The following is a 14567-nucleotide window of genomic DNA, read 5'->3' on the forward strand; positions in this document are numbered from 1 at the left end:
CAGAATTGCTCCAAGAAAAGGGAGGAGCCTGCGATGACGAATAAATTCCTTCGATACGTATCGGGCACGCTGGCGCTGTGTTTGATCCTGGCCTCGGGTGGCGCTGTTTCGGCAGAGGGCAACCCGGTCGAGACTGTCGACCTGTCGGATATTCGCGCGATGCGCTATTGCGAATTCCTGCTGATCTTCGACGACAGGATCGTGATCTACAACACGTCTGCCTCGAACGACTGCCCCGAGGCGGATTGGGCGGCGATGGACGTGGATGCGATTGCCGCCGACCACGGAGCGAACAAGGCGCAATTGAACGGTCCGCATTTCTGGGCCATGGACAAACAGACGCTGGGACTAGGCGAAACCAAGACATTTGGCGGTATCGAGGCGCGCTATGCCGCGACGCTTCCTCTGGCGGCCCTCGGCTCGGGGCAGGGGGCCGATCCCTATAAGCCATATGTCAGCGCCAAGCTTCAAACGATGGTCTTCGAGGCTGGCAAGCCGGTCTATCAGTTGGTCGATCCGGCCGGAAACACATATGTGATGAACGCCTATGGCGAGGAAGTCCGCGACGGCGATCCCGGGAACCTGGCCGAGCAATTGTCGCTCGCAGAAGGCTGGCAATTCGAGACTGTCACGCCGACCGAGGATCTTGTCGTCGAGGGTACGATGGACAAGCCCGTCGATATGGTGGGCGACGATATGCACCAGTATTACACCCGGTACGGCACCGCCGGGCAATGAAAAGGGTCGGCACAGAACGGTCACTGAACCGATGGCTTGCCTGTCTGATGGCTTGTTTTTTGCTGACACTGGGTGCGGCAACGGTGGTGCATGCTCAGTCTCAGTCTGGATATGGGCCATCAAACTCGCTGGAAGGTGGCGACAGTGTCACCGAAGACATCCACGAGGACGACATCAGCGCCGGATCAGCCTTTCGCCTGCGTGGCCAGCCGCTGAAACCTTGGTTCGATGCAAAGCGGCGATGGAATGACCGATATGGCCTCAAGCTCAACTTCAGCCTGCAGACCCTCCATCAGAACTCGGACAACAGCACCGGAGAGAGCCGCGCAGCGGCAGGACGGGCAGAGCTTAACGGGTCCTGGACCCTGGTTGGACGGGGCACGAAGAACGCCGGCCGACTGACCTTCCGGATCGAAAACCGATCTACCCTTGGAACGGTGATCCCGCCATCTCGTCTGGGCAACCAGTTCGGCAGCGGAACGCTGGTCGGCACCGGTTTCAGCGACTACAGCCGCGCCAACCTGTCAGAGCTGGCATGGCGGCAGTCCCTGATGCAGGGGCGGCTGAGGTTCGTCGCCGGCAAGATCAGCGCCGTCGGCTGGTATGGTGGCCACGCGCTGTCCTCCCCGAAACGGGGGTTCCAGAATACCGCGTTACAGTCCAGCAACGCGCGCGCATTTCCCGGACGCGGCTTTGGTCTTGGTGTGGGCTACGAGTTCACCCCGCGCCTCGTCGCGCTGGCTGGCATCCACGACGCGAACGCCAAGACCACCGGCAACCCCTTCGACAGTATCAAGCAAGGCGAATACCTGAAATCGGTCGAACTGCGATATTACCTTACGACGCCCGAGCGCGCGCGCTGGGACCAGATGCGGCTGAACCTCTGGCATCAGGATGCGCTGGCGCAATCCGGTGTTCCGGAAAGCTACGGGGCCAATTTCGTGGTCAGCAAGCTTATGCTTCAGGACAAGGTACTGCCTTTCATGCTGGCTGGCGTGTCGAATGGCGGCGCAGCCCTGTTCCAGAAGGATGTCGCGGTTGGTGTCGGTTTTGCCTTTGACACCACGGCAAGCAAGGCGCGCGATGTTCTGGGTATCGGTCTTGCATGGGGAGAGCCGACAAACACGGCGCTGCAGGAACAAGTCACCGGAGAGATGTTCTACCGATTCCAGATGCTTGATAATTTGGCGATTACCCCGTCAATCCAGATCATCAAGAACCCAATCGCAAACCCGAACAAGACGACTGTCACCGTTCTGGGACTCCGGGTGAGAGCTACCTTCTAAAGGCGAGACCCGGCGTTTTCGGCCCCGAAGCCGGCCACCTGTCAGGGCCGATCTCGAAAGTCAGGTCGCCGTATCGGTTCGTCCGTCCGTCAGCATTCCTTGCATGGCGGGCAGATCCCGAACCACAAGCTTTCCGTATCGCCGGTCAAGGATGCCCTTTCGTTCGAACTCGGTCAGAAGGTCCCCGACCATGGATCGGGACAGGTTCGTCATTTGCGCCAACTCGTTTTGAGTCACGTCCAACTCGGTCGCCTCACCTGCCGGGTCGGTCGGAACTCGCGCCCCGCATAGTCGCAAAAGTATCGCAGCAAGGCGCGCATCCGAGGCACGAATTGTCAGATCGTCGAGACCTGCAACAGCGAGCGCGACATGTTCTGCAGCAAGATGACCAAGCGCGCGCCAGATCTCTGGCCGTTCCTTGGCAAGGCTTTCCAATGTGGGCACCGGCAGAAAGAGGTAGGTCGACGGGCGTAGCACGGTCAGCGTCGTGAGCCGGGGCATGCCCGAGAACAGCTCAACCTCGCCAAGCCAAGCGCCCGCATGGAAATGACTGAGCATTGTGGGCCCGTGATCGGACTGCACGGTGTCCATTCGGATGCAACCGGAGGCAAGGTAGTAAAGTCCATCCGGTTCATCACCCACCCGATAGAGCACAATGCCCCGATCGGCGCTCCTGTGCAGAAAACGCCCCAGGATCCGTTCACGATCCTCCTCGGGGAGCTGCGCGATCCATCCTCGCGCCGAGATTTCCGACAGATTTGCCTCGCCCATTCTTCCCATCATTTACCATCCAGAATGTCTGCCACCGGCATTCACTGGGTCGGTTGCCTGCTAAAATATAGCAGCGAAAGCAGATTCCGCACCCATCGCAATGGGTGTCACGACCGAAACCGTCAGATCGGAGGGACACCCATGACAAGGCCACTCCACCTAACAACGCTCGCCACTTGCACCGTATTCCTGCCACTCGCGACCCTCGCGCAAGAGCTTCCCGGCCTCCGTCCGGGCATGGACGTCGAATATTCGCCCTACCTTCAAGAGGACTTCCCCAACCAGGTCTTTTTTGGCGACACACATCTGCACACGTCCTTCTCGGCCGATGCGGGACTTGTGGGCGCCACGACGACCCCGGATGACGCGTTCCGCTTTGCCAAGGGTGAGGAGGTCACGTCGTCCAACGGTATTCCGGCTCGGCTGCGGCGGCCGCTGGACTGGTTGGTGGTCACCGACCATGCCGAGAACCTCGGCATTCCCGCTGCGCTGGCTGCAGACGATCCTGTGCTGACCGACACGGAATGGGGCGCTCAATTGGCCGAGATCGCGGCACCGGGCACCGAAGAGGCGATGATCGCATCTTACGAGTTCTGGATGCAGGCGACCTTTGCGGGCACAGACCCGTTGGCCGGAACACCCTTTGGCCAGACGATGTGGGAAGTCGCGACAGAAGCTGCCGAGCGGCACAACGATCCCGGCGCCTTCACTGCCTTCATCGGGTTCGAGTGGACGTCGCAGCCCAATGGCTCGAACATGCATCGCAACATCATCTATCGTGACGGCAAGGACCTAGCCGACCAGAAAGTTCCGATCAGTTCCTATGACACGGACGATCCGGAAATGCTTTGGGATTGGATGGAGGACTATGAGACAGCGACCGGCGGGCGCATGCTGGCCATCCCGCATGGCGGCAACCTCTCCAATGGGCTGATGTTCGACGACATCACCTTGTCCGGCCAGCCGCTGACAGCGGACTATGCACAGCGGCGCATGCAGTATGAACCGCTCTACGAGATCACCCAGATGAAGGGGGACGGCGAGACGCATCCCATGCTTTCGGTCGACGACGACTTCGCCGATTACGGCACGTGGGACAAGGGCAGCTTTGGCCCGGACCCCAAAACGCCAGAAATGCTGCCCAAGGAGTACGCCCGGTCGGCTTGGATGCGGGGCATCGCCTACGAGGCAGAGCTTGGCACGAACCCCTTCAAGTTCGGCGTCGTCGGGTCTACCGACGCCCATACCGGTCTGTCGACCGCCGGAGAGAACAATTTCTTCGGCAAAGTCGCCCTTGTTGAACCGACGGGCGACCCGATCCGCTATGAAGAGACGATCACGGGACGGGCAACGCCGGACCCTTCGGACGACCTGACCCATGCGGATGCGCTTGCCTCCGGCCTTGCCGCCGTCTGGGCGCGGGAGAACACGCGCGAGGCGCTCTTTGACGCGATGGAGCGTAAGGAAGTCTATGCGACTACGGGCACGCGACTGCGTGTGCGTGTCTTCGGCGGATGGGGGTTCACGGCCGAGGACATGGATCGTTCGGACTTTGCGGCCTACGGCTACAAAGAAGGCGTTCCCATGGGCGGCGACCTGAGCGCTGCGCCCGAAGGCACCGCGCCGACCTTTCTCATTCGCGCGCTGCGTGACCCCGACGGGGCCAACCTCGACCGAATCCAGGTCGTCAAAGGTTGGACGACGTCGGAGGGTCCCCAGGAACGCGTCTATGACGTCGCGTGGTCGGACGACCGGGTGCCGGGCACCGACGGTAAGCTGCCGCCAGTTGGCGACACCGCAGACGCAAGCACGGCTACCTATACCAATGCGATAGGCGCTCCTGTGCTCGGAGCATTCTGGCAAGATCCCGAGTTCGACCCGACGCAGCGCGCCTTCTACTACATCCGTGTGATCGAGATCCCGACGCCGCGCTGGACGACTTACGACAGCGTGTTCTTCGGCATCGAACTGCCTGGCACCATCGCCGCAAGCCATCAGGAGCGCGCCTATACGTCGCCAATCTGGTTCACACCACAGTCGTGAGATCCGGCACCATGCTCATGAGGAACAAGGAGCCGCGGTACTGTCCGGAAATTTTTTCCATGATTACCTGTGAACACCACTCGGGGCGTCTCGGGCTTATCGACAAGCTCACATTGCCGGATTTGGGATTCGAACCGTCTTCCAGAACAGCTTGAAAACCTGATCTGATCGGGAGATCAAAGGCCATTTCATGCCATTGTGATACCAGATTTCCACTTCTCGGCCGACCAGCGCATAAAACAGGCCAATAATCTGCGTGTCACTAATATCAGGATCGATTTCTCCAAGCTTCCGGCCCTCCTCGACGATCGCGCCAATTGACTTCGCGATTTCATCCAGTTGCCATGAATCGTGAAAGATCCAGGTTCGTGTCGGCACGGTGATAAAGTAAACGACTGCAATTGCAGGATTTTCATCATAGGCCTGCATGGTCTGGGCCCAGATCATCCTGAACTTGGTCAATGTGTCGTTATCCGACTCGGCAACAGACTGTACCTTCTTCGAAATCGAATTGAGGAAGTCCTCCAGAATGGAGATGACCAGGCCCTCTTTCGACCCGAAGTACTTGTAGATGGTAGCCGAACTCACTCCCGATTCGGCCGCTACGTCGCGGATCTGGACCTGGTGAAAATCCGCGTGCATCAAAAGTTTAAGTGTCGCCGGGAAAAGCCTGGTCGTGACTTTTGCCGGAGCTTTGTGGGTCTTTTCCACGGTCGGGCTTTTCGTTTTGTCCATATCGCGAATGCCTGCGCCGTCAATTGGAATATGTCCTGAAATCAGTACCCTAAGGCAACACGCCGAGCCTAGCAACGGACAAACGGACCCGACCCTTCTGACCCGGCGACGTCTCGGGTAGGAGCCCATATCATCCCGTGCGGTGGTCCCAAACCGGTTCCCAAAAGAACATTGACAAGGTCCGTTTTTGCATGAGAAGTCACGGTTGCTAAAACATTGTTTTACTTTTGAGTCGAGATGTACCGCCCCGAAGCGGCACGCCGTCGACCGTAGGGAGGATCGATATGAAACACGCTGTACAGCAGCAGATGCACGGTGGACGCGCTGCACTTTCCGCGATGATCACCAAGGTTTCCGCGCTCGCCTTGACCACGGCCATCTCCTTGGGCAGCGCAAGCGTCTCGGCCCAGGAGGTGAACCTGAGAATGCTGTCGAGCTGGCCCGAAAACCAAGCCTATACGAAAAACGTGGCAGCCACGTTCGTTCAGATGATGGACGAGATTTCCGATGGCGAAATCGCCATCCGGATCGACGGTCCCGAAGTCGTCGGACCGCTGGAACAGATCGAACCCGTTCAGGCCGGCGTGTTCGACATACTCTTCACACACCCCGCGTACCACGTCGGAACGGCCACCCTCGGGATGGGGGTCGAAGGTACAGTCGCAGACCCGGCATTGCGCAGATCCTCGGGTGTGTTCGATACGCTTGATGAATATTACCAAGGGCTTGGCTTGAAAGTCGTGGCAATCGCACCGCTCGGCACAAGCGCGTTCAACTTCATCCTCAAGGAACCGGTGTCTGGCATGCCATCGCTTGACGGGCTGAAGGTCCGCGGCAACCAGCTGTATTTTCCGGTCATCGAAGGTCTGGGCGGAGCACCGGTCAACCTGCCCATGTCCGACATCTATTCATCGCTTCAGACTGGCGTGATCGACGGGGCAGGGACCACTGTTATCGGCATCAGGGAACAGAATTGGCACGAGGTTGCCGGCTATCTGTCGCGTCCCGTCTTCGGGTCGACCAGCGCATATATCTTCATGAATCTCGATACCTGGAACGGGCTGAGCGACGACCAGCAGCGCCTGATCGAAACGGCGGCACTTGCGCTTGAGACCGAAGTTCAGACCGTTTTTGACGCGATGGCCAAGGAAGAGGAAGCCTTCCTTCTGTCCAACGGCATGCAGGTGACCGAGTTGCCTGCCGAAGAGGCGGAAAAGCTCAATTCGCTGATGTTCGACGGGGCTTGGCAGGTCGCCATGACAGCCGGTGACATCGCGGAGAGAATGCATCAGCAGGCCGCTGATGCCGGTCTGATTGACTGATGCCTCGGCACGGCTGGTTCGGTGGTGCGATCAGGGCCGTTATCAGGGCGAGTTTCGTCCTGGCCCAGATCTCTTTGGCGGCATTGGCCGCCATCACCTTCATCGAAGTCGTTTCGCGCTACTTCTTTTCAAGCCCGACGATATGGGCCTCGGACGCGGTACGGTACCTCATGGCCTGTGTCATCATCTTCGGCCTACCGGATGTGACCTTGAACCAGCAGCATGTGGCGATTGATCTTTTCACACGAAAGTTCAGCGCCGAAGGTTTGTACAATCGTGGTCTTTCCGTCCTTTGCGCCATCGTCAGCGCGATTGCATCTCTGATCTTCCTCGACGTCTTCATCGGACATCTGAACAGCGGTGCGCTGACGCAGGGGCTTTGGAAGATCCATCGTTACTGGCTTTCCGGCGCATTGGTCTTCGGGTTTGCCATGTCGACGCTCACCTTCGTGATGGTCGCATTATCTCCGGCAAGAAAGGGATAGCGGGAATGGAATGGCAATTCATACTGCTGTTTTTCTTCGGAGGCCTGATGGGGCTGATGATGATGGGGGTGAACGTCTTTGTCGCCTTCCTGATCGTCAACCTGACCGTCGTGACGCTGCTGATCGGCGACAGGGGCTTCGGCCTGTTCACCAACAGCGTTCTCGACAGTCTGACCACCGGTGGCTATGCGACGATCCCGCTCTTTATTCTGATGGGAGAGATTCTGTTCCGATCCGGAAGCGTCGACGTCCTGTTTGACTCCATCGACCGGCTTGTCGGCCAGATCCGAGGGAGGCTTTATGCGGTTGTCATTCTGATCGCCACGGTCTTCGGTGCCTTGTCGGGATCCGCGATCGCCGTAACCGCAATGCTGGGCCGGTCGGCTCTGCCGAACATGGAGGCACGCGGTTATTCGACCCGTCTCAGCTCAAGCGTCATCCTTGCAGGCGCGTCGCTGGCGCCGATCATTCCGCCATCGCTGCTTGCGATCATCGTCGGCTCTCTGGCCGATGTTTCGATCTCTGGTCTGCTGATCGCGGGGGTCGTGCCGGGCATTCTGATTGCCGTTATGACCGCTGTTTACGTCGCCGTGCGCGTCGGGCTGGATCATTCGCTGGCACCGGAAAGGGCCGAAACGGACACAACGGCGCAGGGAAGTGCCATCGCGGCATTGCTGAGAATGACGCCTTTCGTCCTGATTATCGCCGCGGTCATGGGGTTCATCATTCTGGGGATCGCAACACCCGGGGAATCCGCGGCAATCGGGGTTTTGGGCGCCATCGGCGTGGCGGCGATCTATCGCAAACTTTCACTCGGCATGGTGCTCGAGTCCGTCTCATCCGCCACACGGCTGAGCGTCATGATCATGATCATCGTTTCATGCTCGACACTGTTCGGACAGTTGCTGGCGTTCACCGGGGCCTCTCGGGCACTGGTGTCCTGGGCCACCGAGTTGGGGCTTTCGCCCATGGTCATGTTCGCGCTGATGATGGCCTTGCCGCTTGTCCTGTGCATGTTCATCGATCAGGTCGCGTTCTTGCTGCTGGCGGTGCCGCTTTATGAACCGATCATCGGCGCCATGGGGTTCGATCCGATCTGGTTCTGGACGATCTTTCTGATCAACCTCACGGTCGGAGGCATCACGCCCCCCTTTGGCTATACCCTTTTCGCCTTCTCGGGCGCCGCCCAGACCGTCGCAACCGCGACCGTCTTCCGGGCGAGCCTTCCTATCGTGGCGATCTTCATCACGGCAATCGTCGTTCTGGCACTTGTGCCGCAACTCACCCTTTGGCTGCCGTCCAAACTGTGACCCTGCGCTGGAACCGGTTTGGAAGACCGGTGCCGCCGCAGATGTGGGTGTGCTTGGCGGTAGTTGACCGCTTGTAACCCCCACGAAAACAACATGCGAGGAGCGCATTTCGATGCACAAAGTATATGACTGGATCCAGACCCACGCCGCCCGCCGCCCCGAACGGCTTGCGATACTCGACTATGCCACCGGGCATCGGGTGAGCTATGGCGAGATGCACGAACGCGTCGCACAGGCCGCTGGCGTATTGCGTGACAAGGGCGTCGGGAAGGGCGACCGCGTTGCTGTCCTGTCCCTCAACTCCCCGACGCTGTTCGAAATCGAATTCGCCTGTGCGCGTGTCGGGGCAATCTTCTGCCCGCTAAACATCCGGCTCAGCGCACCCGAGCTTTTGTTCATTCTCAACGATCTCGAACCATCTCTCGTTCTCGCTGACACCACTTTCCACGAGATGGCGGTGCCACTCGCGGAGGAGGTTTCTGCCCCCTTGATGGGGATCGAAGGGCTGGGGGTCGATACGGAATGGTCGACTGCATGCGCCGCGGCCATGCCTGTTCATGACATGGTTGATCTGACCCATGACGATGACTGGATCATCATATACACCTCTGGAACGACGGGCCGCCCCAAGGGCGCGCGCCTGACCCATGGGATGGTTTTTGCCCATGCGGTGAACGTTGGCGCGGTCACATCGCTGACCCCAAGAAGCGTCAACCTGTGCCTGCTGCCATTCTTTCATACGAGCGGCTTGAACGTATTCGCCAATCCGACCTTTCACATCGGTGGGGCCAATGTGGTGACCCGCAGCGTTGATCCCGCGCAGATACTCGACATTATCGACGACAAGGACCTTGGCGTGAGCCATTTCATCGGCGTGCCCACGATTTTCCAGTTCATGGCTGAGAAACCCGCCTTTGAAACCACCGATTACTCGCGGCTCGAAGGTGTGATGGTGGGCGGTGCCCCCGCGCCCGAAGCGCTGTTGCGGCGCTGCGCATCGGTCGGTCTTGAGGTCGCGCAGGCCTACGGCATGACCGAAAGCGGGCCGGGTGTCCTGGTACTCGACAAGGAAGACGCGCAACAGCGGATCGGGTCTTCGGGCAAACCACTGATGCATGTCGATGTGCGGCTGGTGCGTCAGGACGGCACCGATGCCGGGCAGGATGAGGTGGCCGAGATATGGCTGCAGGGGCCGTCGATCACGCCGGGATACTGGCGCAGGCCCGAGGCCAACAAGAACGACTACAGCGATGGCTGGTTCAAGACAGGCGATGCGGCCTATCGTGACGCCGACGGATTCTACTACATCGTGGATCGCTGGAAAGACATGTATATTTCCGGTGGTGAAAACGTGTATCCCGCCGAGGTCGAGAACGTGATCTCGAACCTCGACGGTGTGCTCCAGGTGGCCGTTATAGGTGTCCCCGACGACAAATGGGGCGAAACCGGTTGCGCTTGCATTGTACTGCGCGAGAACGCGACACTCGGCGAAGATGATATCCGGAACGCCTGTGCGGCCAATCTGGCCCGCTACAAGCATCCGCGCGACATCGTCTTCCTCGATACGCTTCCGCAGAACGCGACCGGCAAGATCCAGAAACGTGAACTGCGGGACCAGATCCTCAGGGCGTCCGCATGACCGGGACTGCGACATTTGCCGGCGCCCGATTGCGGTTGACCCGAAACGGGTCGATCCTGACAGCGACCCTGCACGGGGGCGACGGCCCGAACCTGTTGACGATCGACAGTCTGGCTGAAATCGAACGCTTTGCCCGCGACTTGCATGGAGATGCCGAAACGCGCGTGGTGATACTGCGAGGGGAGGGTCCACATTTCTGTGGTGGTTTCCATCTTGAGGAACGTCTGACGGAATTGAAGTCCGATGCCTCGCTCATGAATCGCAGCAGACAGGCCGACCTTGGCAGGCGGATGATGACCGCGCTGGCGGAAATCCCTGCGGTCACCATTGCAGCCGTCCAGGGCGTGGCCGCGGGGGGCGGGGCCTGTCTGGCCACGGCCTGCGATTTCCGCATCGCGGCGGAAGACGCGCGCATGGGCTATCCCGAGGTGCGCCGCGGCTTCAACCTGATGTGGGGCGCGCTGCCCTTGTGCGTCCGGCTGATCGGCCCGGCCCGCGCCAAGCGTCTGATCATGCTGGGCCGGCTGGAACGGGCGGAAACGCTCGAACGCTGGGGGTTCGTCGATCAGGTGGTTCCTTTGGACCAGCTACCAGCCACGGTAGAAGACATGGCGCAGCAATATGCTGGCCTGCCTCCGCTTGCGGCACAGATGGTGAAACGGTCGGTGAATGCCGTGAGCGGGGCGCTGGATGCTGCGCTGATGCACATGGAGAGCGACCAATTCCTTCTCGCGGCTGATAGCCACGACTCCCGCGAAGGAATTGCGGCATTTCTTGAAGGGCGAGAGCCCGCCTTCTCTGGCCGCTAGACCGCCCCAACAGGCAGGCCCTTCAACCGACAAGCAGTTGGGGGGCTGACCACGGCTCTGGCCACCTGATCAGCCGGATACGCTTCTGAGGAACTTTTTCAGTCGTGGATCTTGCGGTGTGTCGAAGATTGCGTCGGGCGCGCCCTGTTCCACGATGTGGCCGCCCTCCATGAAGATCACGCGATCCGCGATCTCTCGGGCAAAGCGCATCTCGTGGGTCACGATGAGCATGGTCTGACGCCGCTCCGCCACCGAGCGCATCAGGCCCAGCACTTCGCCCACCCATTCGGGATCAAGCGCCGAGGTCGGTTCGTCGAACAACATCAGCTCGGCCCCGATGGCCATTGCGCGCCCTATGCCGACGCGCTGTTGCTGCCCGCCCGAAAGGCTGGCGGGATAGCTGTCTGCCTTGTCAACCAGACCAGTTTCCGCAAGGATCGAACGCGCCTGTGCCTCGGCTTCGTCGCGCGGTCGTTTCTGGACGGTGACCAGAGCCTCCATGATGTTTTCCAACGCGGTCTTGTTGGCAAACAGGCCGTAGTTCTGGAACACCATCGACGTGACCCGCCGCAGCGCGAGGATATCGGATCGACTTGCCTTGGCGGCGTCGACGGAAACATCGCCCACGGTGATCCGCCCGGCGTCAGGCCGATCAAGGTAGTTCAGCGTGCGCAGCAACGTGGATTTCCCGGTCCCCGAAGGGCCGATGATCACCACACGCTCGCCATCCTGAATGATCAGGTCGATGCCATCCAGCACCGTGTTCGCGCCAAAGCGCTTGGTCAGTCCTTCAATGCGGATCATCTCGCATATGCCTTGTTCAAACGGGTTTCCAGCAGCTTCTGCACCTGGCTAAGCCCCTCGACCATGATCCAGTAGAGCACGGCCACCACAAGGAACGCCTCAAAGTACAGAAAGCTGCCGGCGGCCTCCTTCTGGGTCGCGCCCATCATCTCGGTCACGCCGAGGGTAAAGGCGAGCGAGGTGCCCTTGATCATGTCGATGAAGTAGTTGACCAGCGTCGGCGCAGCGGTTCGCGCGGCCTGTGGCAGGATCACCCGCATCATCATCTGCCATTGCGTCATGCCGATCGACTGCGCGGCCTCCCATTGGGATCGGTCGACGCCGATGATGGCGGCGCGGATCGTTTCGGCCATGTAGGCGGCGAAATGCAGGGTCAGCCCCATGATCGCCGCCGTGACCCCATCGATCGACGTCAGGAAAGACAGCACCTGCGGCAGGCCGTAATAGAACAGGAACAGCTGCACGAGGAGCGGCGTGCCGCGAAAGAAGCTGATGAAGAGCAGTACCGCTCCATCCAGCACCGGCACGCGGATCACCCGTTCGACGGCCAAAGCCACAGCCAGCACCAGAGCCAGCACCATGGCCGCCGCCGCCATTCCCAGCGTCAACGGGATGTAACCCGCAATGACGGGGACCAGCCCCAGCATGTAGTCGAGGTCAAGTCCCCGCATGTCTTATTGCTCCGTGATGTCGGTGCCGAACCACTTGTCCGAGATCTCGGCCAGAGTTCCGTTTTCTTTCAGCGTGGACAGCGCGGCATCGACCCGGTCGCGCAGGGCGCGGCTTTCGTCGTCGTCGCGGAAGGGCAGGGCGTTTCGAATTTCCGAGAACGGCTTACCGGCCAGTTGCAGCGGCAGCGGGCTTTCCGCAATCAGCTGCGCCGAAGAGACCCGGTCCATTACAAAGGCATCCACGCGTCCCAGCGCGGTATCCTGTGCGATGTTGGACTCGTACGTCTTGACCTTGATCTCCGAGGCATAGGGCAGGTCGTTCAGCAACTGTTCGAAGTTCGACCCGAGATTGACGGCCACGGTTTGACCCTTGAGGTCCTCGACCCCGGTGATCTGGTCATTGCCCTTGCGCACCACCACTTGCGCGCCGTCGAAGACATAGGGTTGGGTAAAGGTAAAACGTGCCTCGCGCTCGGGCGTAATCGTGATCTGGTTGGCAATGGTATCGATGCGGCCCGCGTCCAGCGCGCCGATCAGCCCGGAAAAGGACATGGTCTCGAACTCGATGTCCAGACCGGCCTCTTGGCCGACGGCATTCATCACGTCGACCTCGAAACCTTGCAGCTCGTCCTGTTTGACGAAAGTGAACGGAAAATAGCCACCAGACATGCCAACGGTCAGCGTTTCGGCGGCGGCGGAGGTGCCCAGCGTCAAGGCGAGGGCAATAGAAGCGATACGGTTCATGTCACAATTTCCACTTGGGCCCGAAATGTGACTCGGGCGGTTCAAGACTGTTGGTTGCTGACATGGCCAGTCACAGCGCGCGATCAACCGTCTGAAACAGATAAGTATATGCGTTTCGGCAATTGACTTGGGGTGGAACCTTTTCCGCCATTCCGGTCATGGAGCAGACCATGTGTCCGAACCTGACTGCAATTCCGTCTACAGAGGTTGGAAATCCGGCAGGCGTACTTATCATTGGGGCGAGCTGGGGCGCGCCCCAATGATCCCCTCTGGCAGGAGCCTTTTCCCCGATGCCCTCGAAATCCCTGATCGCGGCCGCTCTGGCCACGTCCATTACGCTTGGCCTTACCTCTGCCTTGTCCGCAGACATCACCGTATCGTCCAAGATCGACACTGAAGGCGGGCTGCTCGGCAATGTTGTCGCCCTGGCGCTGGAGAACGCTGGCCTGCCTGTCGAACGGCGTCTTCAGCTTGGGGGCACGCAGATCGTGCGCGAGGCCATTCTGGCAGGGCAGATCGACATCTATCCCGAATACACCGGCAACGCGGCCTTCTTTCACAACGAGGCAGATAGCGACATCTGGAAAAACGCTGCGGATGCGCATGACCGGGCGGCCGAGCTGGATGTCGGTCAGGGCCTGATCTGGCTGCAAAGCGCGCCTGCCAACAACACTTGGGCGATTGCCGTGAGAGGACCATTGGCACGGGAAAATGGTCTGGCCACAATGTCGGATTTCGGCGCATGGGTGGCCGCCGGCGGCGATGTGAAACTTGCTGCCTCCACCGAGTTCGTATCATCCCCTGCGGTATTGCCCGCGATGCAGGACACCTATGGCTTTGTGCTTGCGCCGGATCAGACCGTGATCCTGTCGGGCGGCGATACGGCGGCGACGATCCAGGCCGCCGCGCGCGGCACATCCGGGGTCAACGCGGCAATGGTCTACGGCACCGATGGCGGCGTGGGCGCGACCGGTCTTGTCGTGATGCGGGACGACAAGGGGGTGCAGCCGGTTTACGAGCCTGCACCCGTCGTGCGGGCCGAAGTGCTGGAGGAGTATCCGGCCATCGCCGAGGTGCTGAACCCGATCTTTGCCGAGATGGACATGCAGACGCTGCAAAAACTCAACGGTCGCATCCAGGTCGGCGGAGAGCCGGCCGAGGCCGTTGCCCGTGAGTATCTGATCCAGATCGGCGCGTTGGACTGATCGAT

14 protein-coding genes are annotated in these 14567 nt (G+C 60.1%); 9 read left to right on the plus strand and 5 right to left on the minus strand.

Going from position 1 to position 14567, the window contains the following annotated elements:
- Positions 1-33: 33 nt before the first annotated feature.
- Together ACFORG_RS03685 and ACFORG_RS03690 are read left to right on the plus strand one after the other, a co-directional pair.
- The gene (locus ACFORG_RS03685) at positions 34-738 is read left to right on the plus strand and encodes a hypothetical protein (RefSeq protein ID WP_386734042.1); all 705 of its coding nucleotides are present in this window, start codon (positions 34-36) and stop codon (positions 736-738) included.
- A 47-nt stretch (positions 739-785) separates the two neighbouring features.
- Positions 786-2024, plus strand: coding sequence for a carbohydrate porin (locus ACFORG_RS03690; RefSeq protein WP_386734043.1), 1239 nt, complete (start codon positions 786-788; stop codon positions 2022-2024).
- Positions 2025-2084: 60 nt separating this feature from the next.
- Here ACFORG_RS03690 and ACFORG_RS03695 read toward each other — a convergent pair whose 3' ends face one another.
- Complete coding sequence (locus ACFORG_RS03695; protein WP_386734044.1) at positions 2085-2795, minus strand: Crp/Fnr family transcriptional regulator; 711 nt, start codon at positions 2793-2795, stop codon at positions 2085-2087.
- Between the two features lie 141 nt (positions 2796-2936).
- On the opposite strand from ACFORG_RS03695, the gene ACFORG_RS03700 reads away from it, so the two are divergent.
- Entirely contained in the window at positions 2937-4838 is a 1902-nt protein-coding gene (locus ACFORG_RS03700) for a DUF3604 domain-containing protein (protein WP_386734045.1), read from the plus strand.
- A gap of 108 nt (positions 4839-4946) precedes the next feature.
- On the opposite strand, the gene ACFORG_RS03705 is transcribed toward ACFORG_RS03700, so the two are convergent.
- Positions 4947-5573 carry a TetR/AcrR family transcriptional regulator gene (locus ACFORG_RS03705; protein WP_386734046.1) on the minus strand — a complete coding sequence of 209 codons (627 nt, stop codon included), beginning with the start codon at positions 5571-5573 and terminating at the stop codon, positions 4947-4949.
- Between the two features lie 284 nt (positions 5574-5857).
- Here ACFORG_RS03705 and ACFORG_RS03710 point away from each other — a divergent pair, with 284 nt between their 5' ends.
- From ACFORG_RS03710 to ACFORG_RS03730, 5 genes are all read left to right on the plus strand, one after another.
- Positions 5858-6895 carry a TRAP transporter substrate-binding protein gene (locus ACFORG_RS03710; RefSeq protein WP_386734047.1) on the plus strand — a complete coding sequence of 346 codons (1038 nt, stop codon included), beginning with the start codon at positions 5858-5860 and terminating at the stop codon, positions 6893-6895.
- Entirely contained in the window at positions 6895-7380 is a 486-nt protein-coding gene (locus ACFORG_RS03715; RefSeq protein WP_386734048.1) for a TRAP transporter small permease, read from the plus strand. Before ACFORG_RS03710 ends, ACFORG_RS03715 begins: the two co-directional genes overlap by 1 nt.
- A 5-nt stretch (positions 7381-7385) precedes the next feature.
- A complete protein-coding gene (locus ACFORG_RS03720) occupies positions 7386-8690 on the plus strand; it encodes a TRAP transporter large permease (protein WP_386734049.1) in 1305 nt (434 codons plus the stop codon).
- Between the two features lie 112 nt (positions 8691-8802).
- Entirely contained in the window at positions 8803-10329 is a 1527-nt protein-coding gene (locus ACFORG_RS03725; protein WP_386734050.1) for an acyl-CoA synthetase, read from the plus strand.
- Positions 10326-11138 (plus strand): enoyl-CoA hydratase/isomerase family protein, encoded by an 813-nt coding sequence (locus ACFORG_RS03730; RefSeq protein ID WP_386734051.1) that lies wholly within the window; start codon positions 10326-10328, stop codon positions 11136-11138. The genes ACFORG_RS03725 and ACFORG_RS03730 overlap by 4 nt, the downstream gene beginning before the upstream one ends.
- 69 nt (positions 11139-11207) lie before the next feature.
- Here ACFORG_RS03730 and ACFORG_RS03735 read toward each other — a convergent pair whose 3' ends face one another.
- Genes ACFORG_RS03735 through ACFORG_RS03745 form a run of 3 tightly spaced genes read right to left on the minus strand, consistent with a single transcriptional unit; the run spans position 11208 to position 13357 of the window.
- The gene (locus ACFORG_RS03735; RefSeq protein WP_386734052.1) at positions 11208-11942 is read right to left on the minus strand and encodes an amino acid ABC transporter ATP-binding protein; all 735 of its coding nucleotides are present in this window, start codon (positions 11940-11942) and stop codon (positions 11208-11210) included.
- Positions 11939-12613: an amino acid ABC transporter permease gene (locus ACFORG_RS03740; RefSeq protein WP_386734053.1), complete on the minus strand. Its 675-nt coding sequence runs from the start codon at positions 12611-12613 to the stop codon at positions 11939-11941. The genes ACFORG_RS03735 and ACFORG_RS03740 overlap by 4 nt, the downstream gene beginning before the upstream one ends.
- Positions 12614-12616: 3 nt before the next feature.
- Positions 12617-13357: an amino acid ABC transporter substrate-binding protein gene (locus ACFORG_RS03745; RefSeq protein WP_386734054.1), complete on the minus strand. Its 741-nt coding sequence runs from the start codon at positions 13355-13357 to the stop codon at positions 12617-12619.
- 290 nt (positions 13358-13647) lie between these two features.
- Here ACFORG_RS03745 and osmF point away from each other — a divergent pair, with 290 nt between their 5' ends.
- Positions 13648-14562, plus strand: a complete 915-nt coding sequence (osmF, locus tag ACFORG_RS03750; protein ID WP_386734055.1) for a glycine betaine ABC transporter substrate-binding protein OsmF — start codon at positions 13648-13650, stop codon at positions 14560-14562.
- Positions 14563-14567 lie beyond the last annotated feature (5 nt).

Origin of the sequence: Lutimaribacter marinistellae (genome assembly GCF_042648365.1) — a bacterium.
Taxonomy (GTDB): Bacteria; Pseudomonadota; Alphaproteobacteria; order Rhodobacterales; family Rhodobacteraceae; genus Lutimaribacter_A; species Lutimaribacter_A marinistellae.

Coding starts and splice junctions, on each gene's coding strand:
- ACFORG_RS03695 (WP_386734044.1), bottom strand. CDS start 2,795: ATGGGCGAGGCAAATCTGTCGGAAATCTCGGCGCGAGGATGGATCGCG.
- ACFORG_RS03685 (WP_386734042.1), top strand. CDS start 34: ATGACGAATAAATTCCTTCGATACGTATCGGGCACGCTGGCGCTGTGT.
- ACFORG_RS03715 (WP_386734048.1), top strand. CDS start 6,895: ATGCCTCGGCACGGCTGGTTCGGTGGTGCGATCAGGGCCGTTATCAGG.
- ACFORG_RS03705 (WP_386734046.1), bottom strand. CDS start 5,573: ATGGACAAAACGAAAAGCCCGACCGTGGAAAAGACCCACAAAGCTCCG.
- ACFORG_RS03735 (WP_386734052.1), bottom strand. CDS start 11,942: ATGATCCGCATTGAAGGACTGACCAAGCGCTTTGGCGCGAACACGGTG.
- ACFORG_RS03720 (WP_386734049.1), top strand. CDS start 7,386: ATGGAATGGCAATTCATACTGCTGTTTTTCTTCGGAGGCCTGATGGGG.
- ACFORG_RS03700 (WP_386734045.1), top strand. CDS start 2,937: ATGACAAGGCCACTCCACCTAACAACGCTCGCCACTTGCACCGTATTC.
- ACFORG_RS03745 (WP_386734054.1), bottom strand. CDS start 13,357: ATGAACCGTATCGCTTCTATTGCCCTCGCCTTGACGCTGGGCACCTCC.
- ACFORG_RS03690 (WP_386734043.1), top strand. CDS start 786: ATGGCTTGTTTTTTGCTGACACTGGGTGCGGCAACGGTGGTGCATGCT.
- ACFORG_RS03725 (WP_386734050.1), top strand. CDS start 8,803: ATGCACAAAGTATATGACTGGATCCAGACCCACGCCGCCCGCCGCCCC.
- ACFORG_RS03740 (WP_386734053.1), bottom strand. CDS start 12,613: ATGCGGGGACTTGACCTCGACTACATGCTGGGGCTGGTCCCCGTCATT.
- ACFORG_RS03710 (WP_386734047.1), top strand. CDS start 5,858: ATGAAACACGCTGTACAGCAGCAGATGCACGGTGGACGCGCTGCACTT.
- osmF (WP_386734055.1), top strand. CDS start 13,648: ATGCCCTCGAAATCCCTGATCGCGGCCGCTCTGGCCACGTCCATTACG.
- ACFORG_RS03730 (WP_386734051.1), top strand. CDS start 10,326: ATGACCGGGACTGCGACATTTGCCGGCGCCCGATTGCGGTTGACCCGA.